The sequence below is a fragment of the Pseudomonas sp. FG35 genome, assembly GCF_057809295.1.
In genome coordinates this window covers 29,934-49,938 of sequence record NZ_JBMDJR010000013.1, presented here as the reverse complement: position 1 = coordinate 49,938, position 20,005 = coordinate 29,934, and the positions used below count along the sequence as shown (strand labels likewise).

The 20,005-nt window shown below is 61.3% G+C and carries 19 protein-coding genes; 14 read left to right on the top strand and 5 right to left on the bottom strand.

Annotated features, from left to right (window positions below; all coding sequences use genetic code 11):
* Window positions 1–14 precede the first annotated feature (14 nt).
* On the bottom strand, window positions 15–782 hold the full coding sequence (gloB, locus tag ACODTD_RS22785) for a hydroxyacylglutathione hydrolase (protein ID WP_011333613.1): 768 nt from the start codon (window positions 780–782) through the stop codon (window positions 15–17).
* 65 nt (window positions 783–847) lie between these two features.
* On the opposite strand from gloB, the gene ACODTD_RS22780 reads away from it, so the two are divergent.
* The 5 genes from ACODTD_RS22780 (at window position 848) to ACODTD_RS22760 (ending at window position 6,041) form a co-directional block, all read left to right on the top strand.
* Window positions 848–1,606 (top strand): methyltransferase domain-containing protein, encoded by a 759-nt coding sequence (locus ACODTD_RS22780; RefSeq protein ID WP_007956935.1) that lies wholly within the window; start codon window positions 848–850, stop codon window positions 1,604–1,606.
* Window positions 1,607–1,698: 92 nt separating this feature from the next.
* On the top strand, window positions 1,699–2,160 hold the full coding sequence (rnhA, locus tag ACODTD_RS22775) for a ribonuclease HI (protein ID WP_011333615.1): 462 nt from the start codon (window positions 1,699–1,701) through the stop codon (window positions 2,158–2,160).
* Between the two features lie 82 nt (window positions 2,161–2,242).
* On the top strand, window positions 2,243–3,001 hold the full coding sequence (gene dnaQ, locus ACODTD_RS22770; protein ID WP_011333616.1) for a DNA polymerase III subunit epsilon: 759 nt from the start codon (window positions 2,243–2,245) through the stop codon (window positions 2,999–3,001).
* A gap of 155 nt (window positions 3,002–3,156) precedes the next feature.
* Window positions 3,157–5,412 (top strand): Orn/Lys/Arg family decarboxylase, encoded by a 2,256-nt coding sequence (locus tag ACODTD_RS22765; protein WP_285358121.1) that lies wholly within the window; start codon window positions 3,157–3,159, stop codon window positions 5,410–5,412.
* A 14-nt stretch (window positions 5,413–5,426) separates the two neighbouring features.
* A complete protein-coding gene (locus tag ACODTD_RS22760) occupies window positions 5,427–6,041 on the top strand; it encodes a GNAT family N-acetyltransferase (protein ID WP_221615757.1) in 615 nt (204 codons plus the stop codon).
* Here the strand turns inward: ACODTD_RS22760 and ACODTD_RS22755 are convergent.
* Window positions 6,007–6,900 carry a LysR family transcriptional regulator gene (locus tag ACODTD_RS22755; RefSeq protein WP_489105236.1) on the bottom strand — a complete coding sequence of 298 codons (894 nt, stop codon included), beginning with the start codon at window positions 6,898–6,900 and terminating at the stop codon, window positions 6,007–6,009. The two genes, ACODTD_RS22760 and ACODTD_RS22755, sit on opposite strands and share 35 nt — an antisense overlap.
* An 85-nt stretch (window positions 6,901–6,985) precedes the next feature.
* Window positions 6,986–7,222: a hypothetical protein gene (locus ACODTD_RS22750; protein WP_007956926.1), complete on the bottom strand. Its 237-nt coding sequence runs from the start codon at window positions 7,220–7,222 to the stop codon at window positions 6,986–6,988.
* 185 nt (window positions 7,223–7,407) lie between these two features.
* Between ACODTD_RS22750 and ACODTD_RS22745 the strand changes: the two genes are divergently transcribed.
* Window positions 7,408–7,965 (top strand): NADPH-dependent FMN reductase, encoded by a 558-nt coding sequence (locus tag ACODTD_RS22745; protein WP_011333620.1) that lies wholly within the window; start codon window positions 7,408–7,410, stop codon window positions 7,963–7,965.
* A gap of 102 nt (window positions 7,966–8,067) precedes the next feature.
* On the top strand, window positions 8,068–9,351 hold the full coding sequence (locus ACODTD_RS22740; RefSeq protein WP_201817413.1) for an arsenic transporter: 1,284 nt from the start codon (window positions 8,068–8,070) through the stop codon (window positions 9,349–9,351).
* Here ACODTD_RS22740 and ACODTD_RS22735 read toward each other — a convergent pair.
* The gene (locus ACODTD_RS22735) at window positions 9,348–10,298 is read right to left on the bottom strand and encodes a DUF1853 family protein (protein ID WP_201817411.1); all 951 of its coding nucleotides are present in this window, start codon (window positions 10,296–10,298) and stop codon (window positions 9,348–9,350) included. The genes ACODTD_RS22740 and ACODTD_RS22735 overlap by 4 nt on opposite strands.
* 115 nt (window positions 10,299–10,413) lie before the next feature.
* Here ACODTD_RS22735 and ACODTD_RS22730 point away from each other — a divergent pair, with 115 nt between their 5' ends.
* The 6 genes from ACODTD_RS22730 to pepN are packed head-to-tail and all read left to right on the top strand — an operon-like array spanning window position 10,414 to window position 16,927.
* The gene (locus tag ACODTD_RS22730; RefSeq protein ID WP_011333623.1) at window positions 10,414–11,304 is read left to right on the top strand and encodes an NAD(+) kinase; all 891 of its coding nucleotides are present in this window, start codon (window positions 10,414–10,416) and stop codon (window positions 11,302–11,304) included.
* Window positions 11,301–12,275: a metallophosphoesterase gene (locus tag ACODTD_RS22725; protein WP_170929009.1), complete on the top strand. Its 975-nt coding sequence runs from the start codon at window positions 11,301–11,303 to the stop codon at window positions 12,273–12,275. Before ACODTD_RS22730 ends, ACODTD_RS22725 begins: the two co-directional genes overlap by 4 nt.
* Window positions 12,272–13,141, top strand: a complete 870-nt coding sequence (locus tag ACODTD_RS22720; RefSeq protein ID WP_201817409.1) for a rhomboid family intramembrane serine protease — start codon at window positions 12,272–12,274, stop codon at window positions 13,139–13,141. Before ACODTD_RS22725 ends, ACODTD_RS22720 begins: the two co-directional genes overlap by 4 nt.
* 30 nt (window positions 13,142–13,171) lie before the next feature.
* Window positions 13,172–13,432: a YeaC family protein gene (locus ACODTD_RS22715; RefSeq protein WP_011333626.1), complete on the top strand. Its 261-nt coding sequence runs from the start codon at window positions 13,172–13,174 to the stop codon at window positions 13,430–13,432.
* Entirely contained in the window at window positions 13,429–14,259 is an 831-nt protein-coding gene (locus tag ACODTD_RS22710) for a DUF2797 domain-containing protein (protein ID WP_201817404.1), read from the top strand. The genes ACODTD_RS22715 and ACODTD_RS22710 overlap by 4 nt, the downstream gene beginning before the upstream one ends.
* Before the next feature lie 10 nt (window positions 14,260–14,269).
* Window positions 14,270–16,927 carry an aminopeptidase N gene (pepN, locus tag ACODTD_RS22705; RefSeq protein ID WP_285358132.1) on the top strand — a complete coding sequence of 886 codons (2,658 nt, stop codon included), beginning with the start codon at window positions 14,270–14,272 and terminating at the stop codon, window positions 16,925–16,927.
* Window positions 16,928–16,993: 66 nt separating this feature from the next.
* Here the strand turns inward: pepN and katG are convergent, their stop codons facing one another.
* A complete protein-coding gene (katG, locus tag ACODTD_RS22700; protein WP_285358134.1) occupies window positions 16,994–19,261 on the bottom strand; it encodes a catalase/peroxidase HPI in 2,268 nt (755 codons plus the stop codon).
* A 274-nt stretch (window positions 19,262–19,535) separates the two neighbouring features.
* Here katG and ACODTD_RS22695 point away from each other — a divergent pair, with 274 nt between their 5' ends.
* Window positions 19,536–19,913: a hypothetical protein gene (locus ACODTD_RS22695; protein ID WP_041475214.1), complete on the top strand. Its 378-nt coding sequence runs from the start codon at window positions 19,536–19,538 to the stop codon at window positions 19,911–19,913.
* Window positions 19,914–20,005 lie beyond the last annotated feature (92 nt).

Here is a 20,005-nt window from a genome sequence, read left to right as displayed (position 1 = left end):
AGGCGGCGAGCCACTCAGAACGTATCTTTCCATGCCCGCAGAGCCGCAAAAACCTCACTCGGCGCCCGGTTCTGAGGGCCGTTCCGTTCGTCCACTTTTTGTGTAACTAATATTTCACCGGTGCGCAAAAACGGGTTTGTGAGTTTTTCCAGCGCAAGGGTCGAGGGCAGGGTCATGACACCGTTCTCACGTTGCCGGGTGACTTTTTCCAGACGGGCGGCGATGTCCCGGTTGTCCGGCTCCACGGCAGCAGCGAATTTCAGGTTGCTCAGGGTGTACTCGTGGGTGCAGTAGACCAGCGTGTCTTCCGGCAGCGCCGCCAGACGGCTCAACGACTGGTGCATTTGTTGCGGCGTACCTTCGAACAGACGGCCGCAGCCGGCAGCGAACAGGGTGTCACCGCAAAACAGCAGGCCGTGATGGTAGTAGGCGATGTGTCCGAGGGTGTGGCCGGGAACGGCATAGACATCGAAGTCCCAGCCGAGCACGCGCACCGTGTCGTTGTCCTTGAGGGCCACGTCCCGCCCCGGAATGTTTTCGCTGGCCGGTCCATAGACCGTGGCACCGGTGGCCTTCTTGAGCGTCTCGACGCCGCCGACATGGTCGTGGTGATGGTGAGTGATGAGGATGTCGCCGAGCACCCAGCCCGGATGCGCGTCGAGCCACGCCTGCACCGGGGCGGCATCGCCTGGGTCGACCACTGCACAACGCTGGGTGGCATGATCCTGTAACAACCAGATGTAGTTGTCGGTGAAGGCGGGCAGGGCACTGATCTGTATCATCGTCGAATTCGCCAAGCGGGTAACATTGGCGCATCTTAGAGGTTCCTGGCGTGTTGGAGAATGCAATGATCGATAAAGCGTTCGCTCAGGCCGATCCTGACTGGCTCGCGCTGATCGGTGCAGCCCGTGAATGGCTGTCCGGCCCCCTCGGGCAATTTCTGCTGGACGAAGAACGGCGCATGCTCGAAGACGAGCTGGGCCGGTTCTTCGGCGGCTATCTGGTGCACTACGGCCCGTCCGCCGAAACACCGCCGTCGGCGCCGCAGGTGCAGCGCAACGTGCGGCTCGGTGCGCCGTTGCCGGGCGTGGAAATCGTCTGCGAAGAACAAGCCTGGCCGTTGAGCGAGCACGCCGCCGATGTGGTGGTGTTGCAGCACGGCCTGGATTTCTGCCTGTCACCCCACGGCTTGCTGCGCGAAGCGGCCAGCAGCGTGCGCCCTGGCGGGCATCTGCTGATCGTCGGAATCAACCCCTGGAGCACCTGGGGGCTGCGCCATGTGTTCGCCCATGATGCGTTGCGTCAGGCGCGCTGCATCTCGCCGTCACGGGTGGCAGACTGGCTGAACCTGCTGGGCTTTGCGCTGGAGAAACGCCGCTTCGGGTGCTATCGTCCGCCGCTCGCTTCACCCAAGTGGCAGGCCCGTCTGGCCGGTTGGGAGCGCAAGGCCGGTGACTGGCAATTGTCGGGCGGCGGTTTCTATTTACTGGTCGCACGCAAGATCGTGGTCGGCCTGCGCCCGGTGCGTCAGGAACGCCGCGAGCCGATGGGCAAGCTGATTCCGCTGCCGATGGCCAAGGTCAACCGCCGACGCATCGAACCGTAAACCTTCTTTTATTCATGGCCGGGTATATCCCGGCCTTGGCCATCGTCGATCCGTGATCGGCGAGGCCACGCATTTTTTCTGGATAGACTGGCATGAGCGAAAGCGTCGATAGCGTAGAACTGTTCACTGACGGCGCCTGTAAAGGCAACCCCGGCCCCGGCGGCTGGGGCGCCTTGCTGGTGTGCAAGGGTGTTGAAAAGGAACTGTGGGGCGGCGAAGCCAACACCACCAACAACCGCATGGAGCTGCTCGGCGCGATTCGCGGCCTGGAAGCCCTCAAGCGTCCGTGCGAAGTGCTGCTGGTGACTGACTCGCAATACGTGATGAAAGGCATCAACGAGTGGATGGCCAACTGGAAGAAACGCGGCTGGAAAACCGCTGCCAAGGAGCCGGTCAAAAACGCCGATCTGTGGAAAGCGCTCGACGAGCAGGTCAACCGCCACAAAGTCACCTGGAAATGGGTCCGCGGCCACATCGGCCACCACGGCAACGAACGCGCCGACCAGTTGGCCAACCGTGGGGTGGATGAAGTTCGCGGTTACAAGCAGAGCTGAATCCTTCTCGCTGAAACACTCCCGGCGAGCGTGTTAACATCGCCGCTTTTGCACGATTGACCCCGTTGAGAGCTGAACACTGATGGCCACCAGATCCGTTGTACTCGATACCGAAACCACCGGCATGCCGGTGACCGACGGCCACCGGATTATCGAAATCGGTTGTGTCGAGCTGATCGGTCGACGTCTGACGGGCCGGCACTTTCACGTTTATCTGCAACCGGATCGCGAGAGTGACGAAGGCGCGATTGCCGTTCACGGCATCACCAACGAGTTCCTGGTCGGCAAGCCGCGCTTCGCCGAAGTGGCCGACGAGTTCTTCGAGTTCATCAACGGCGCGCAGCTGATCATCCATAACGCGGCGTTCGACGTTGGCTTCATCAACAACGAATTCGCCCTGATGGGCCAGCACGATCGCGCGGACATCACGCAGCACTGCACGATCCTCGACACCCTGATGATGGCCCGGGAACGTCACCCGGGTCAGCGCAACAGCCTCGATGCCCTGTGTAAACGCTACGGCGTCGACAACTCCGGTCGTGAGCTGCACGGCGCCTTGCTCGACTCGGAGATTCTCGCCGACGTCTACCTGACCATGACCGGTGGCCAGACCAGCCTGTCGCTGGCCGGCAACGCTTCCGACGGCAATGGCACGGGCGAGGGCGCGGACAACTCCGCCACCGAAATCCGCCGTCTGCCGGCAGATCGTCAGCCGGGGCGAATCATTCGCGCCACTGAAGCCGAGCTGGCCGAGCACCAGGTGCGCCTGGAAATCATCGCCAAGTCAGCTGGCGCCCCCGCGCTGTGGACTCAGTTGCTGGAAGCCGAAGCTCAGGCGTAAGGCAAAAAAGGATCGCCCGAACATCCAGGCCGTGTTCAGGCGATCCTTTGTTTTTGGCAGTACTGACAACTGGCCACCCTCGCCACATCGGCTCCGACCCTCTAACCTGAGGACATTGGCAGATCACTCTCCGCCGCCTCAGGACACTGAGCCTCATGTACAAAGATTTGAAGTTCCCGGTGTTGATCGTCCACCGCGACATCAAGGCCGACACGGTTGCCGGTGACCGCATCCGCGGCATTGCCCGAGAGCTGGAGCTGGAAGGTTTCAGTATCGTTTCGGCCACCGACTACACCGAAGGCCGGCTCGTGGCGTCGACCCACCATGGTCTGGCGTGCATGCTGATCGCCGCCGAAGACGCCAGCACCAACTCCCATCTGTTGCAGAACATGGCCGAACTGATCGGTCTGGCCCGGGTGCGGGCGCCGGATCTGCCGATCTTTGCCCTCGGCGAGCAAGTCACCCTGGAAAACGCCCCGGCCGATGCGATGGCCGAACTCAACCAGTTACGCGGCATTCTCTACCTGTTCGAAGACACCGTGCCGTTTCTCGCCCGACAAGTGGCGCGGGCAGCGCGCAAATACCTGGACGGCCTGTTGCCGCCATTCTTCAAGGCGCTGGTCCAGCACACCGCCGATTCCAACTATTCCTGGCACACCCCCGGTCACGGCGGCGGGGTGGCCTATCACAAGAGTCCGGTGGGGCAGGCGTTTCATCAGTTCTTCGGGGAAAACACCCTGCGCTCCGATTTATCGGTCTCGGTGCCGGAGCTGGGTTCCTTGCTCGATCACACCGGGCCGCTGGCCGAGGCGGAAGCGCGGGCCGCGCGCAATTTCGGCGCGGATCACACCTTTTTCGTGATCAATGGCACCTCGACCGCCAACAAGATCGTCTGGCACTCGATGGTCGGGCGCGATGATCTGGTGCTGGTGGATCGCAACTGCCACAAGTCGGTGCTGCACGCGATCATCATGACCGGCGCGATTCCGCTGTACCTGTGCCCGGAGCGCAACGAGCTGGGGATCATCGGGCCGATCCCGCTCAGTGAATTCAGCCGCGAATCGATCCAGGCCAAGATCGACGCCAGCCCTTTGACCGAGGGCCGCGAGCCGAAAGTCAAACTGGCGGTGATCACCAACTCCACCTACGACGGCCTCTGCTACAACGCCGAACTGATCAAGCAGAGTCTGGGCAACAGCGTCGAAGTCCTGCATTTCGACGAAGCCTGGTACGCCTATGCGGCGTTTCACGAATTCTTTGCCGGCCGTTACGGCATGGCCACCTCGCGCAGCGAGGACAGTCCGCTGGTGTTCACCACCCATTCAACCCACAAACTGCTGGCGGCGTTCAGCCAGGCGTCGATGATTCATGTGCAGGACGGCGGCGCGCGGCAACTGGATCGCGACCGGTTCAACGAAGCGTTCATGATGCACATCTCGACGTCGCCGCAGTACAGCATCATTGCTTCGCTGGACGTCGCCTCGGCGATGATGGAAGGCCCGGCCGGACGCTCACTGTTGCAGGAGACCTTCGACGAAGCCCTGAGCTTTCGCCGGGCCCTGGCCAATCTGCGTCAGCACATCGCCGCCGACGATTGGTGGTTCTCGATCTGGCAGCCACCGGGCGTCGAAGGCATCGATCGTGTGCAGACCGAGGACTGGCTGCTGCAACCGGATGCGGACTGGCACGGTTTCGGCGAGGTCAGCGACGACTACGTACTGCTCGACCCGATCAAGGTCACTTTGGTCATGCCGGGCCTGACTGCTGGCGGCGCTTTGAGCGACAAGGGCATTCCGGCGGCCGTGGTCAGCCGTTTCCTCTGGGAGCGCGGGCTGGTGGTGGAGAAAACCGGTCTGTATTCATTTCTGGTGCTGTTCTCCATGGGCATCACCAAGGGCAAGTGGAGCACGCTGCTGACCGAACTGCTGGAGTTCAAACGCAGCTACGACGCCAACGTCAGCCTCGACACCTGCCTGAAGTGTGTCGCCCAGGAAGATCCTGTGCGCTATCGCGGCATGGGCCTGCGCGATCTGTGCGATCAGCTCCACGCCTGCTACCGCAGCAACGCCACCGCCAGACACCTCAAGCGCATGTACACGGTGCTGCCGGAAATCGCCATGAAACCGGCCCACGCCTACGACCAACTGGTGCGCGGCGAAGTCGAGGCGGTGCCGATCGATGAGCTGGAAGGCCGGGTGGCAGCGGTGATGCTGGTGCCGTACCCGCCGGGCATTCCGCTGATCATGCCTGGCGAACGCTTTACCGAATCCACGCGCTCGATCATCGAATACCTCAGGTTTGCCCGCACGTTCGACACAACGTTTCCGGGGTTCGTGGTCGATGTGCACGGTCTGCAACACGAAGATGAGGGCAATGGGCGGCACTACACCGTCGATTGCGTCAAGGAATGAGGGCTTTTCCGAGTATGCAACCGGTCATGAATCCGAAATACCCAGGGCTGTCGGTGCGGGTCGCCGACGACGGTTTTGCCGCGTATATCTGGGGCAGCGATTTCAGCTTCGAGGTGGCCGCCTACGGCACTGCTGAAATCGGCAAACCCGTGGCGCAATGGGCCATGACGCCCATCGTGCCGTATCGCAAGTGCTACGGCATCGATCCGGAGGAATTCAGCAGCTTTCGCGATGCCGCCGACAGTGCGATTTTCATGGCGTATCTGGAGGACGAGCCGGTCGGTCATCTGGTGATCAGTACCAACTGGAACGGCTTCGCCCACATCGATGAACTGGCGGTGCACGCTCCGGCGCGGCGCCATGGGGTGGCCAAGGCCTTGCTCGACGTGGCGCAGTTCTGGAGCCGCAAGAAAAAACTGCCGGGGATCATGCTGGAAACCCAGAACAACAACCTCGGCGCCTGCCGCCTGTATGAGCGTTGCGGCTATGTGATCGGCGGCATCGACCATCTGCGTTATCGCGGCATCGATCCGAACACCGCCGAAGTGGCGTTGTTTTGGTATCGATTGTTCGATAACCCGCTGGAGCATCCGATCAGTTCGCCAGCATCGCCTCGGCTTGTTCCGTGACGATCCCGATCAGCGTCTGAATCGCCGCTGACGGTGTGGCGTGTTTGAAGGTCAGGGCATAGAGGCTGATCGGCACCGCCGGCGACAGTGGGCAGACATCGAGACCGCCCGCCCGTGCACCGAGGGCGGTGAACGGATCGACGATCGCCAGGCCTTCGCCGGCCTCGACCATGCTGCGCATCATCTGGTGGGTTTGCACGCGGGTCTGGATGGTCGGCACCGGGCGCAGGGCCTGGAGCTTGTTTTCCAGGGCCGGACTCAGCGGGTCCTGGCCTTCGAGGCCGACCATCGCCTGGCCGGCCAGATCCTGCAGAGAAATGTATTTCTGCTTCGGTTGCAGCCAGCCGTGGGGCGCAAGCAATTGCAGCTTGCCCTGGGCCAGTGGCTGGCAATGAATGTCGGGGTGTTGCGGATCATGCAGACTCAGGCCCAGATCACTGTCGCGCAGCACCAAGTGGCGGACGATGTCGCGGGTCGGTTCGCTGAGCAGGGTGCAGGGCACGTCGGGCAAGCGACGGCGCAGGGCCGCGAGGCTTTGCGGCAGCAGTTGCTGGGCCAGCGGCGGGGTGCCGATGATCCGCAGGGGCGGGGCGAGGTATTGCTTGAGGCTGCTGGCCAGCCGTTGCACCGGTTCCAGCGCTTCATAGATGTGGCCGATCTCGACTTGCAGCGCCCGGGCCTCCGGGGTTGGCTGAAGTCGTCCGCGTACGCTGGCGAACAGCATGAAACCGAGCTGACTCTCGGCTTCGCGCAAACGCTCTTCGACCTCGGGCGCCGATAGTTGCAGCCATTCGGCGGCGGTGCCCACGTGACCGGTCTGCAAAAGCGCCTGAATCACTTCGATATGACGTAAACGCATGCGTGAAGTCCATGTCCGGCCGTTGGGGTCAGTGGCTGAATCCTACCCCAACTCGGCGCGGATGACTTCTGCTCATAACGATCGGTTATGAAGCGACCGATGGCTCGGGTTCGCGGATCAGGGTGATGCCCGACTGAACCAGCAGAAACTCGTTGTCGTCGATCTTGTTGACGCGGTCGCCAATCGCCAGTTTGTAGGTGGTAACGGGCTCCGTGCCGGTGAAACCGTCTGCCGACGGGTTGGATTCCTGGAACTCATGCACGGAATAAACGCGGCCTTCCGCATCTCTTGCATGGAACTGACCGACGAGTACTGCTGCCATCTGCTTAGAACCTCTGGAGATAAAACGCTTGATTTGCGGCTTGGTAGACCTTCATCGAGCTTGGTAAGTTTTCCTACAGGAAAAAAATATTCCAGACGCGGGAAATAACCTTCGACGTCTGGTGGAATCGTCATCGGATCATCTATAACTACTGGCTCCTCCCACGGACAGTCGAGAGTCTCCCAATGAGCAATGTCTATAACGTCGCAGTAGTGGTCGGCAGCCTGCGCAAGGCGTCCATCAACCGCAAAGTCGCCCTGGCGCTGGCGGAACTGGCACCGGCCAATCTCAAACTGAACATTGTCGAAATTGGCGATCTGCCACTCTACAACGAAGACATCGACGGCGATTCACCGCCGGCAGCCTACAGCACTTTCCGTCAGAAAGTGGCTTCATCCGACGCTCTGCTGTTTGTCACTCCGGAGTACAACCGCTCGGTGCCGGCGCCTTTGAAGAACGCGATCGACGTCGGTTCGCGGCCGTATGGCAAGAGCGCCTGGAGCGGCAAGCCGGGGGCGGTAATCAGCGTTTCGCCGGGTGCCATCGGCGGTTTTGGCGCCAACCAGCATCTGCGCCAGTCCTTTGTTTTCCTCAACGTGCCGTGCATGCAGCAGCCGGAAGCCTACCTGGGCGGCGCGGGCACGGCATTCGATGAGGCGGGCAAGCTGAACGAGTCGGTGAAACCGTTCCTGCAAAGTTTCATCAATGCGTTTGGTGAGTGGGTGGCGCAGCACAAGAAGTGATCTGGCAATATTTCTGACACGATAACGAACCTGTGGGGGCTGGCTTCCACAGGTTTTTTTTGTGTGGTCTGATTCTTTCCCTTTTATTGAAGGCTGTCGCGAATGCTCGCTGCGTCACTGATTTTCCTGCTGACCATTACCCTGGTGATCTGGCAACCCAAAGGCCTCGGGGTCGGCTGGAGTGCAACGTTCGGCGCCATCGTTGCGCTGATTTTCGGCGTGGTGCACCTGAGCGACATCCCGCTGGTGTGGCAAATCATCTGGAACGCCACCGGTACGTTTGTGGCGCTGATCATCATCAGTCTGTTGCTCGACGAGGCCGGGTTTTTCGCCTGGGCCGCCCTGCACGTAGCGCGTTGGGGGCGTGGCAGCGGGCGCAAGCTGTTTGCTTTCATGGTGCTGCTCGGTGCACTGGTGTCGGCGCTGTTCGCCAATGACGGCGCGGCGCTGATCCTCACGCCGATCGTGATTTCCATGCTGCTGGCCCTGCGTTTTTCCCCGGCGGCGACCCTGGCGTTCGTCATGGGCGCGGGCTTCATTGCCGACACCGCGAGCCTGCCGCTGGTGGTGTCGAACCTGGTGAATATCGTCTCGGCCGACTTCTTTCACATCGGATTCAACCGGTATGCGGCGGTGATGGTGCCGGTCAACTTTGTCAGCGTCGCGGCCACGCTGGGCATGTTGCTGTGGTTCTTCCGCCGCGACATTCCCAAGGCCTACGACCCGGAGCAACTTGAACACCCGGAAACCGCCATCCACGACAAAGCCACGTTCTACGCCGGTTGGGCGGTGCTGGTCATTCTGCTGATCGGCTGTTTCGCGCTGGAGCCGCTGGGAATCCCGATCAGTGCAATCTCGGCGGTGTGCGCGGCGCTGTTGCTGGCGATTGCCGCGCGCGGGCACAAGATCTCCACGCGCAAGGTGATGAAAGAGGCGCCGTGGCAGATCGTGATTTTCTCGCTGGGCATGTATTTGGTGGTCTACGGGCTACGCAATGCCGGGCTCACTGATTATCTGGCCGGGTGGCTCAATGTGTTCGCCGGTCACGGTGTGTGGGGCGCGGCGATGGGCACCGGGGTGCTGACGGCCTTGTTGTCGTCGATCATGAACAACCTGCCGACGGTGCTGGTCGGCCTGCTGTCGATCGATGCCAGCCAGGCTACGGGTGTGGTGAAGGAAGCGATGATCTACGCCAACGTGATCGGCAGCGACCTGGGCCCGAAAATCACCCCGATCGGCAGTCTGGCGACTCTGCTCTGGCTGCATGTGCTGGAGCGCAAGAACATCAAGATCGGCTGGGGGTATTACTTCAGGGTCGGGATCGTGCTGACCGTGCCGGTGTTGCTGGTGACGCTGGCCGCACTGGCTGTGCGGTTGAGCGTCTAACTCTGCCCGGGCACGTTCGGCCACAGGTCCGACACCAGAAACAGCCGCTCGGCTTCTTCCCACTCGCCCCGGGCGTTTTCGGTCAGGCGCACCATCAGTTGCGCCGGGGCCAACGGTTCAAGTTCATCGAGCCAGGCCTGCAAATGCCCGTTGCTCCAGGTCTGCTCCGCCGGGTAGTGCGCCGGCGCCAGCCAGGCGTGGCGGGGCAGGGGTTGCCAGCGTCCGGCCGGGCGCTGGGCGACGAACGCCGGCCAGTCTTTCTGATGCAGCCAGCTGCCACGCAAATGCTGAGAATGGGCGCCGCTGGGCGGCACGGACTGGCCGGGCCACGGATACAGCAGATACCCACCCAGCCACAGTTGCGCACTGAACGACCCGACATCCAGCGCCGCCAGCACTTCGCGGCTTTCCGGGCGCGCGGAGATCGGCAGCTGATGCTCGCTCAAATGCGCCAGTTTGCGATCCAGTCGATCATGACAGCCCGGCCCCAGCCACGACGCCGGATCATGACCGTCGCCGTTCTGCGGGCCGAGGTAGAGCTTGATGGCCAGTTCCAGGTGGTGCACGCCGTCGCGATCGCGCAGCAGCATGTCCAGCTCGCCGAGGGTGTGGCCTTCGCGGCGGATCGGCAGGTTGGCGGCAATCAGTTCGATGCCCGGCGCGTGTTTCACCGCAAATTGCCACAACCGTTCGTAATACAGGCCCAGGCGCCGGGTACGGGCCTGGGACAGCCAGTGCAGCAGGCCGTAACTGTCGCGGTCGAGCTGGCGCAGCCAGTGTTCCAGACGCTCGGGATCGCTGACCCAGTCGCTGCCCGCCAGCGGATGGCGCTGCGGCCACGGGGTGGCGGCGAGCATCGGCGGGGCGAGGATCACCCACGCCAGATCGCGCACCTCGGGGTGGCGTAACTGGTGGGGTAACTGAAGCAAATCGGGAAATAGGATCATCTTGCGAGCATAGCCTCAAACACCGGTGCATCCTCGGGGCTGAAAGGATTTTGTCTATCCGGCGCTTTCGCCCATAATCGTGCTTTTCGCCGTCTCAGTCCCCCGCAGGAGTCCCATGGAGCAATTTCGTAATATCGGCATCATCGGTCGCCTGGGCAGCTCCCAGGTGCTGGATACCGTCCGCCGACTGAAACGCTTCCTGCTCGATCGTCACCTGCATGTGATTCTCGAAGACACCATCGCCGAAGTCCTGCCGGGCCATGGCCTGCAAACTTCGTCACGCAAGATGCTCGGCGAAGTCTGCGACATGGTCATCGTGGTCGGCGGTGACGGCAGCCTGCTCGGCGCAGCGCGGGCACTGGCCAAACACAATATTCCGGTGCTCGGGATCAACCGTGGCAGCCTCGGTTTTCTCACCGACATCCGCCCCGACGAGCTGGAAATCAAGGTCGCCGAGGTACTCGACGGCCATTATCTGGTGGAAAACCGCTTCCTGCTGCAGGCCGAAGTTCGTCGCCACGCCGAGGCCATCGGCCAGGGCGATGCGCTGAACGACGTGGTGCTGCACCCCGGCAAATCGACGCGGATGATCGAGTTCGAGCTGTACATCGACGGCCAGTTCGTCTGCAGCCAGAAGGCCGACGGCCTGATCGTCGCCACCCCGACCGGTTCCACCGCTTACGCACTGTCCGCCGGTGGCCCGATCATGCATCCCAAGCTTGACGCTATTGTGATTGTGCCGATGTACCCCCATACCTTGTCGGGCAGACCGATCGTGGTCGATGGCAATAGTGAGCTGAAAATCGTCGTGTCCAAAGATATGCAGATCTACCCGCAGGTCTCCTGCGACGGGCAGAACCACTTCACCTGCGCGCCGGGCGACACCATCACCGTCAGCAAGAAAGCGCAGAAGCTGCGGCTGATTCATCCGCTCGACCACAACTACTACGAAGTCTGCCGGACCAAGCTCGGCTGGGGCAGCAAGTTGGGTGGTGGAGGCGACTGATGCTCGATCCCGCGCGCAGTTATGACCTGATTGGTGACGTGCACGGATGCGCCCTGACCCTGGAACACCTGCTGGACCGTCTCGGTTATCACAAGCAGGGCGGAGTCTGGCGGCATCCGTCGCGCATGGCCGTGTTTGTCGGCGACATCATCGACCGTGGCCCACGGATTCGCGAGGCGCTGCACATCGTTCACGACATGGTCGAAGCCGGTCAGGCGTTGTGCATCATGGGCAACCACGAATTCAACGCGCTCGGTTGGAGCACACCGGCGCCTCCGGGCAGCGGCAAGCAATTCGTCCGTGAACACACCCCGCGCCATGCCCGATTGCTGCACGAAACCCTGACCCAATTCGAAAACCATCCGCGCGACTGGCACGATTTCCAGCAGTGGTTCTATCAACTGCCGTTGTTCGTCGACGCCGGACGCTTCCGCGTGGTGCATGCCTGCTGGGATGCCGGCCTGATCGAGCCGTTGCGCGGTTTGTTCCCCGATGGCTGCATTGATGAACACTTCCTCCAGGCCTCGGCCGTGCCGGGCAGTTTCGCCTGCACCGTGTTCGATCGCCTGCTGCGCGGCACTGACATGCGCCTGCCGGATGGCCTGACCATGACCAGCGGCGACGGCCTGGTGCGTTCGTTCTTCCGCACCAAGTTCTGGGAAGACGATCCGCAAACCTACGGCGACATCGTGTTCCAGCCCGATGCACTGCCGGAACCAGTGGCGCAAAAGCCGCTGACCTCCAGCGAAAAGAATTCCCTGCTGCGCTACGGTATCGATGAGCCGTTGCTGTTCGTCGGCCACTACTGGCGCAGCGGCAAACCGGCGCCGATCCGCCCGAACCTCGCGTGCCTGGATTACAGCGCGGTGCTGTACGGCAAACTGGTTGCCTATCGTCTGGATCAGGAAACCCGCCTCGATCCGCATAAATTTGTCTGGGTCGACGTCGAGCGGCCGGAGGTGCTGCGATGAGTGCCATAGCCGTCTTGCGTGTGCCGTTGGCGGCGGACCTGAGTGGTTTCGTCAAACTGCTGCAACGCATGCAAGTGCCCCATCGTGTCAGCGAAGAGGCGGGCGAGCAGGTGTTGTGGGTGCCGTCGGAAATCAGCGATGACGTACGCTCGCTGTACGAGCGTTTCCCGGCGGGTGACCCGGATCAGCAGCTGGAAATTCCGGCGGCGCCGACGTTCAAGCGCCCGAGCTTCGCCGAGCAACTGAAACATGCCAAAGCCACCGGATTCATTCTGCTGCTGAGCCTGATCGTCGGCGGGTTGACCTTCCTTGGCGATAACCTCGACACCCTGCGTTGGCTGACCTTCCTCGATTTCCGCGTGGTCGGCGACTACATCCACTTCACACCACTGGCCGACAGCCTGGCAGCGGGGCAGTGGTGGCGCCTGTTTACGCCGATGCTGATCCACTTCGGCATCCTGCACCTGGCCATGAACGGCATGTGGTACTGGGAACTGGGGCGGCGCATCGAGTCGCGCCAGGGCAGCGTCAACCTGATCGGCCTGACGCTGCTGTTCGGCCTGGTTTCCAACTATGCGCAGTTCGCCTGGAGCGGCCCGAGCCTGTTCGGCGGCCTGTCCGGCGTACTTTACGGGCTGCTCGGTCACTGCTGGATCTTCCAGCTGCTGGCGCCGAACCCGGCCTATCGCCTGCCGCGCGGCGTGCTGGCGATGATGCTGGTGTGGTTGCTGGTGTGCATGTCGGGGCTGGTCTCGATGATCGGTTTCGGCGAAATCGCCAACGCCGCCCACGTCGGCGGGTTACTCATCGGATGCTTCACCGGTTTGTTGGGCGGTTTGTACAACCGCCGTAAACTGGCCGCCTGAATTTTTTGAATAAAGAGCACGGAGACCCTGATGTCCTCTTTTAACGATTTGATCAAGAACATCACCCCCGACATCTACCAGAGCCTGAAACTGGCCGTAGAGATCGGCAAATGGTCGGACGGTGGCAAGCTCACCGCCGAACAGCGTGAACTGTCGTTGCAGGCGATGATCGCCTGGGAAATGCAGAACCTGCCCGAAGAAGAGCGCACCGGTTACATGGGCCCGCAGGAATGTGCGTCGAAGTCGATCGAAGTGCCGAACATCCTGTTCAAGTCGGACGCCCTCCATTGATCGAGATCGGCCGCGGTGCAATCAGCAAAATGTCGGCGCGCCTGGACGGGCCGAACGTGCAGTACGCGTTTCGTCTGGATGACGTCGAGGTGCCGGCCAACCCGTTGATCGGCAGCACGGTGCGTCTGGAATATCTGGGGGCGATCCACTGCACCCATTGCGGGCGCAAGACCAAGACCAGTTTCAGTCAGGGTTACTGCTATCCGTGCATGACCAAACTCGCCCAGTGCGACATTTGCATCATGAGCCCGGAGCGCTGCCACTTCGAGGCCGGCACCTGCCGTGAGCCGGAGTGGGGCGAGAAGTTCTGCATGACCGACCACGTCGTCTACCTGGCCAATTCGTCGGGGATCAAGGTCGGCATCACCCGCGCCACCCAGTTGCCGACCCGCTGGCTCGATCAGGGCGCCAGTCAGGCGCTGCCGATCATGCGCGTTTCGACGCGGCAGCAGTCGGGCTTCGTCGAAGACCTGTTCCGCAGCCAGGTGGCGGACAAGACCAACTGGCGCGCCTTGCTCAAGGGCGATGCGGCGGCGGTGGATCTGGCGCAGGTGCGTGATCAGTTGTTCGAAAGCTGCGCCGAAGGCCTGCAAGGCTTGCAGGAGCGTTTCGGGCTCCAGGCCATTCAGACCATCGCCGATGTCGAGCCGCTGGAAATCCGTTACCCGGTCGAGCAGTACCCGGCCAAGATCGTCAGTTTCAACCTGGACAAGAACCCGATTGCCGAAGGCACGCTGCTGGGGATCAAGGGCCAGTACCTGATCTTCGACACCGGCGTGATCAACATTCGCAAGTACACGGCCTATCAGCTCGCCGTGCATCAATAAGGACTTCAGCATGCGCACCGAACAACCGAAGATGATTTACCTGAAGGACTATCAGGCGCCCGAGTACCTGATCGATGAAACACACCTGACCTTCGAGTTGTTCGAGGACCACAGTCTGGTCCACGCGCAACTGGTGATGCGCCGCAACCCGGCCCGTGGCCCGGGCCTGCCGCCGCTGGTGCTCGATGGCCAGCAGCTGGAATTGCTCTCGGTGACCCTGGCAGACCAGGAACTGAGCGCGAGCGATTACCAACTGACTGAAAACCACCTGACCCTGCAACCGGCCAGCGAAACCTTCACGGTCGACACCAGCGTCAGGATCCACCCGGAAACCAACACCGCACTGGAAGGCCTGTACAAGTCCGGCACGATGTTCTGCACCCAGTGCGAGGCTGAAGGCTTCCGCAAGATCACCTATTACCTCGACCGCCCGGACGTGATGAGCAAGTTCACCACCACCGTGGTCGCCGAGCAGCACAGCTATCCGGTGTTGCTGTCCAACGGCAACCCGATCGCCAGCGGCCCTGGCGAAGATGGCCGGCACTGGGCGACCTGGGAAGACCCGTTCATGAAACCGGCGTACCTGTTCGCGCTGGTGGCCGGGGACTTGTGGTGCGTTGAAGACAGCTTCACCACCATGACCAACCGCAACGTGGCGCTGCGCATCTATGTCGAGCCGGAAAACATCGACAAGTGTCAGCACGCCATGAACAGCCTGAAGAAGTCGATGCGCTGGGACGAAGAGGTCTACGGTCGCGAGTACGATCTGGACATCTTCATGATCGTCGCCGTGAACGACTTCAACATGGGGGCGATGGAAAACAAGGGCCTCAACATCTTCAACTCCAGCGCCGTGCTGGCCCGCGCCGAAACCGCTACCGACGCCGCGCACCAGCGCGTTGAAGCGATCGTCGCTCACGAATACTTCCACAACTGGTCGGGCAACCGCGTGACCTGCCGCGACTGGTTCCAGCTGTCGCTGAAAGAAGGCTTCACCGTCTTCCGTGACGCTGGTTTCTCGTCCGACATGAACTCGGCCACGGTCAAGCGCATTCAGGACGTGGCGTACCTGCGTACCCACCAGTTCGCCGAAGATGCAGGTCCCATGGCCCACGCCGTGCGCCCGGACAGCTTTATCGAGATTTCCAACTTCTACACCCTGACCGTGTACGAAAAGGGCTCGGAAGTGGTCGGCATGATCCACACCCTCCTGGGCGCCGAAGGCTTCCGCAAGGGCAGCGATCTGTACTTCGAACGCCACGACGGCCAGGCCGTGACCTGCGATGACTTTATCAAGGCCATGGAAGATGCCAACGGCGTCGACCTGACCCAGTTCAAGCGCTGGTACAGCCAGGCCGGCACACCACGTCTGGCGGTGAGCGAGTCTTACGATGCCGCCGCGAAAACCTACAGCCTGACCTTCCGCCAGAGCTGCCCGGAAACCCCGGACAAGGTTGAAAAGCTGCCGTTCGTGATTCCGGTCGAACTGGGCCTGCTCGACAGCCAGGGCAACGAGATCGCCCTGCGTCTGGCCGGCGAAGCCTCGGCTCAAGGCACCTCCCGGGTGATTTCGGTGACCGAAGCCGAGCAGACCTTCACCTTCGTCGACATCGCCGAACAACCGCTGCCGTCCTTGCTGCGTGGCTTCTCGGCGCCGGTGAAACTGAGCTTCCCGTATAACCGCGATCAGTTGATGTTCCTGATGCAACACGACACCGACGGTTTCAACCGCTGGGATGCCGGTCAGCAACTGTCGGTGCAGGTGCTGCAAGAGTTGATCGGCCAGCAGCAGAAGGGCGAAAGCCTGCTGCTCGACCCACGTCTGGTTTCCGCGCTGCGCACCGTGCTGTCGGACGAAACGCTGGATCAGGCGATGGTCGCGGAAATGCTCTCGCTGCCAAGCGAAGCGTACCTGACCGAAATCAGTGAAATCGCCGACGTGGACTCGATCCACACCGCCCGCGAATTCGCCCGTCAGCAACTGGCGGACAACCTGTTCGAACCACTGTGGCTGCGTTATCAAGCCAACCGCGACCTGTCGAAGCAAACCCCGTACGTGGCCGAGGCCGAGCACTTCGCCCGTCGCGCGTTGCAGAACATCGCGCTGTCGTACCTGATGCTCAGCGGCAAGCCGGAAGTCCTGGCGGCAACCCTGGAACAGTTCGACAGCTGCGACAACATGACCGAGCGCCTGACCGCGCTGGCGGTGCTGGTCAACTCGCCGTTCGACGAGCAGAAAGCCAAAGCCCTGGCCAGTTTCGCCGAGCACTTCAAGGACAATCCGCTGGTCATGGATCAGTGGTTCAGCGTGCAGGCCGGCAGCACCTTGCCGGGCGGTCTGGAGCGCGTGAAGGCACTTATTCAGCACCCGGCGTTCAACATCAAGAACCCGAACAAGGTGCGTGCACTGGTCGGTGCCTTCGCCGGACAGAACCTGATCAACTTCCACGCGGCGGATGGCTCGGGCTATCGCTTCCTCGCGGATCTGGTGATCGAACTGAACGGCTTCAACCCGCAGATCGCCTCTCGCCAATTGGCGCCGCTGACGCGCTGGCGCAAGTACGACAGCGCTCGTCAGGCGCTGATGAAGGCGGAGCTGGAGCGGATTCTGGCTTCGGGGCAGCTGTCCAGCGATGTGTATGAAGTTGTCAGCAAAAGCCTTGCCTGAAGTCTTTTCGGGACAATAAAAAACGCCGCTCAATGAGCGGCGTTTTTGTGGGTCGATGAAAAGCCCTTATTGGCGCAGATCAAACCGATCCAGATCCATCACCTTCGCCCAGGCTGCAACGAAGTCCGTGACGAACTGTTCCTTCGCATCGGAACTGGCGTATACCTCGGCCAGTGCCCGCAGCACCGAGTTGGAACCGAACACCAGATCGACCCGGGTCGCCGTCCATTTCACGCTGCCGGTTTTACGGTCGCGGCCTTCGAACTCGGTTTTGGACGTCGGTTTCCATTCCACGCCCATGTCCAGCAGGTTGCGGAAGAAATCGTTGGTCAAGGTGCCGGGTTTGTCGGTGAACACTCCGTGTTTCGTCTTGCCGACGTTGGTGTCCAGCACGCGTAGGCCGCCGATCAACACGGTCATTTCCGGCGCCGAAAGCGTCAGCAATTGCGCCTTGTCGATCAGCAATGCCTCGGCCGGCACGCGGTAGGTGTTGGCGGCGTAGTTGCGGAAGCCGTCGGTGTGCGGTTCAAGGAAACCGAACGACTCGACGTCGGTTTGCTCCTGAGTCGCATCGGTGCGCCCCGGATTGAACGGCACGGTCACCGTGTGCCCGGCGTTTTTCGCCGCTTGTTCGACACCGGCATTACCCGCCAGCACGATCAGGTCCGCCAGCGAGACTTGCTTGCCTGCCGCCCCGGCGTTGAACTCGTTCTGAATGCCTTCGAGGACTTTCAGCACCTTGTCCAGTTGCTCCGGCTGGTTGGCCTGCCAGAACTTTTGCGGTGCCAGACGCAGACGACCGCCATTGGCGCCGCCGCGTTTGTCCGAACCCCGGAAGGTCGATGCGGCCGCCCAGGCAGTGGAAACCAGTTCCGAAACGGACAGCCCCGACGCCAGTATTTTGCCTTTCAGCGCCCTGATATCGCTGTCGTCCACCAGTGGATGGTTGGCCTCGGGAATCGGGTCTTGCCACAGCAGTTCTTCCTGGGGCAATTCCGGGCCGAGATAACGTGACAGCGGGCCCATGTCACGGTGAATCAGCTTGTACCAGGCCCGGGCGAAGGCGTCGGCCAGTTGATCGGGATTGGCCAGGAAGCGCCGCGAAATCTTCTCGTAGGCCGGGTCGAAACGCAGGGCCAGGTCGGAGGTGAGCATGGTCGGGTCGATGCGTTTGTTCGGGTCGTGGGCGTGCGGAATGGTACCGGCCCCGGCGCCGTTTTTCGGCTTCCACTGATGGGCGCCGGCGGGGCTCTTGGTCAATTCCCACTCGAAGCCGAACAGGTTTTCCAGATAGTTGTTGCTCCACTTGGTCGGGGTGGTGGTCCAGGTCACTTCCAGGCCGCTGGTGATGGTATCGGCGCCCTTGCCGGTGCCGAAGCTGTTTTTCCAGCCCAGGCCTTGTTCTTCGAGGCCGGCGGCTTCCGGTTCCGGGCCGACATTATCGGCGGGGCCTGCGCCGTGAGTCTTGCCGAAGGCGTGACCACCGGCGATCAGGGCGACGGTTTCCTCGTCGTTCATGGCCATGCGGCCGAAGGTTTCGCGGATGTCCTTGGCCGAAGCCACCGGGTCGGGATTGCCTTCCGGACCTTCCGGGTTCACGTAGATCAGGCCCATCTGCACCGCGGCGAGCGGGTTCTCGAGGTTGCGTTCGCCCTGGTTGGTGCGGCTCTCTTCATTGCCGTGCTCGGCTGGTTCGGCCACCAGCGTGCCTTCGCCCGGCGGCTGCATGGATTCCGGATCCTTGCCGTAACGGTTGTCGCCGCCCAGCCATTTGTTTTCCGAACCCCAGTACACATCTTCATCCGGTTCCCACACATCCGCGCGGCCACCGGAGAAACCGAAGGTCTTGAAGCCCATGGATTCCAGCGCGACGTTGCCGGTGAGCACGATCAGGTCGGCCCAGGAAATGTTGCGGCCGTATTTCTGTTTGATCGGCCACAGCAGGCGGCGGGCCTTGTCGAGGCTGACGTTGTCCGGCCAGCTGTTGAGCGGGGCGAAACGTTGCTGGCCGGAACCGGCACCGCCACGACCGTCAGCGGTGCGATAGGTGCCGGCGCTGTGCCAGGCCATGCGGATGAAGAGCGGGCCGTAGTGGCCGAAGTCCGCTGGCCACCACTCCTGAGAGTCGGTCATCAGTGCCGTCAGATCGCGTTTGAGGGCCTGGAAATCCAGGCTTTTGAAAGCCTTGGCGTAGTCGAAGTCCTTGCCCAGCGGATCGGATGCGGGCGAGTGCTGACTCAGGATTTTCAGGTTCAGTTGATTCGGCCACCAATCGCGGTTCGTCGTGCCACCGCCGGCGGCGTGATTGAACGGGCATTTCGATTCATTTGCCATGTTCGGGTCCTTATCAGGTCTTCTGCGGCCGGCTCGTGCCGACTTCGGAGTAGTAAGGCTAGACCCGACTCGGCGAGTCAGCTAATAGGCGAAGTATTGGTATCTGATAGAGCTGCTCTCTCACAAACAACGATGAGTAATGATGATCGTGGTGCTTACTTCGAATAGTGATAAAAAACTGTCGTAAATGACAGTTGGGGCGTGCAGTCGTCAAGTGTAGGTTTGAGTTGTGAAAGATATAAAAGCCCCTCCATCCTTAAAGAAGGAAGTTTGTATGAGCCAAAATGTAAATAGACCCAGCAAAGGTACTTTCGAGGCCTCTCTCAATGGCGAGAAGTTTCTTACCAGCACCTTGGTTAAATTTCACGAGACAAACAATGGGGACATCATTCAAGGTTATGACAATAAAAATAGTTTCATAGTTTTTTTTATTGGTCTATTAGTGGGTGGGCCGCATGAAGTGATGTATGACCCGAACTCACCGGTCGCATGGACCGTCCAAATCGACAATGAAATTTATGCTATCGATTCCGGGCATGTGATCGTAACTATTGACCAAGATCACGAAAGCGTAAAGGGTACAGTCTATCTCGTTTTGCAGGATGATAAAGGGACGGTGGCCGGGGATTTTGATATCACTAACCTGGTTTAACCCAATAAGAAGCCGATTCAGGCAGACAATGCGGCGGCCGGTGCGCTTTACCATCCAGGAGCAGCCTTCGGGCCGCTCCTGCATTGTCCACG

Excerpts from the sequence above, each read along its gene's own strand:
- ACODTD_RS22735 (WP_201817411.1), bottom strand. The coding sequence starts at position 10,298 with ATGATCCTATTTCCCGATTTGCTTCAGTTACCCCACCAGTTACGCCAC.
- ACODTD_RS22760 (WP_221615757.1), top strand. The coding sequence starts at position 5,427 with ATGCAACCGGTCATGAATCCGAAATACCCAGGGCTGTCGGTGCGGGTC.
- ACODTD_RS22720 (WP_201817409.1), top strand. The coding sequence starts at position 12,272 with ATGAGTGCCATAGCCGTCTTGCGTGTGCCGTTGGCGGCGGACCTGAGT.
- ACODTD_RS22695 (WP_041475214.1), top strand. The coding sequence starts at position 19,536 with ATGAGCCAAAATGTAAATAGACCCAGCAAAGGTACTTTCGAGGCCTCT.
- pepN (WP_285358132.1), top strand. The coding sequence starts at position 14,270 with ATGCGCACCGAACAACCGAAGATGATTTACCTGAAGGACTATCAGGCG.
- katG (WP_285358134.1), bottom strand. The coding sequence starts at position 19,261 with ATGGCAAATGAATCGAAATGCCCGTTCAATCACGCCGCCGGCGGTGGC.
- rnhA (WP_011333615.1), top strand. The coding sequence starts at position 1,699 with ATGAGCGAAAGCGTCGATAGCGTAGAACTGTTCACTGACGGCGCCTGT.
- ACODTD_RS22730 (WP_011333623.1), top strand. The coding sequence starts at position 10,414 with ATGGAGCAATTTCGTAATATCGGCATCATCGGTCGCCTGGGCAGCTCC.
- ACODTD_RS22740 (WP_201817413.1), top strand. The coding sequence starts at position 8,068 with ATGCTCGCTGCGTCACTGATTTTCCTGCTGACCATTACCCTGGTGATC.
- ACODTD_RS22745 (WP_011333620.1), top strand. The coding sequence starts at position 7,408 with ATGAGCAATGTCTATAACGTCGCAGTAGTGGTCGGCAGCCTGCGCAAG.
- ACODTD_RS22715 (WP_011333626.1), top strand. The coding sequence starts at position 13,172 with ATGTCCTCTTTTAACGATTTGATCAAGAACATCACCCCCGACATCTAC.
- gloB (WP_011333613.1), bottom strand. The coding sequence starts at position 782 with ATGATACAGATCAGTGCCCTGCCCGCCTTCACCGACAACTACATCTGG.
- ACODTD_RS22765 (WP_285358121.1), top strand. The coding sequence starts at position 3,157 with ATGTACAAAGATTTGAAGTTCCCGGTGTTGATCGTCCACCGCGACATC.
- ACODTD_RS22755 (WP_489105236.1), bottom strand. The coding sequence starts at position 6,900 with ATGCGTTTACGTCATATCGAAGTGATTCAGGCGCTTTTGCAGACCGGT.
- ACODTD_RS22750 (WP_007956926.1), bottom strand. The coding sequence starts at position 7,222 with ATGGCAGCAGTACTCGTCGGTCAGTTCCATGCAAGAGATGCGGAAGGC.
- dnaQ (WP_011333616.1), top strand. The coding sequence starts at position 2,243 with ATGGCCACCAGATCCGTTGTACTCGATACCGAAACCACCGGCATGCCG.
- ACODTD_RS22780 (WP_007956935.1), top strand. The coding sequence starts at position 848 with ATGATCGATAAAGCGTTCGCTCAGGCCGATCCTGACTGGCTCGCGCTG.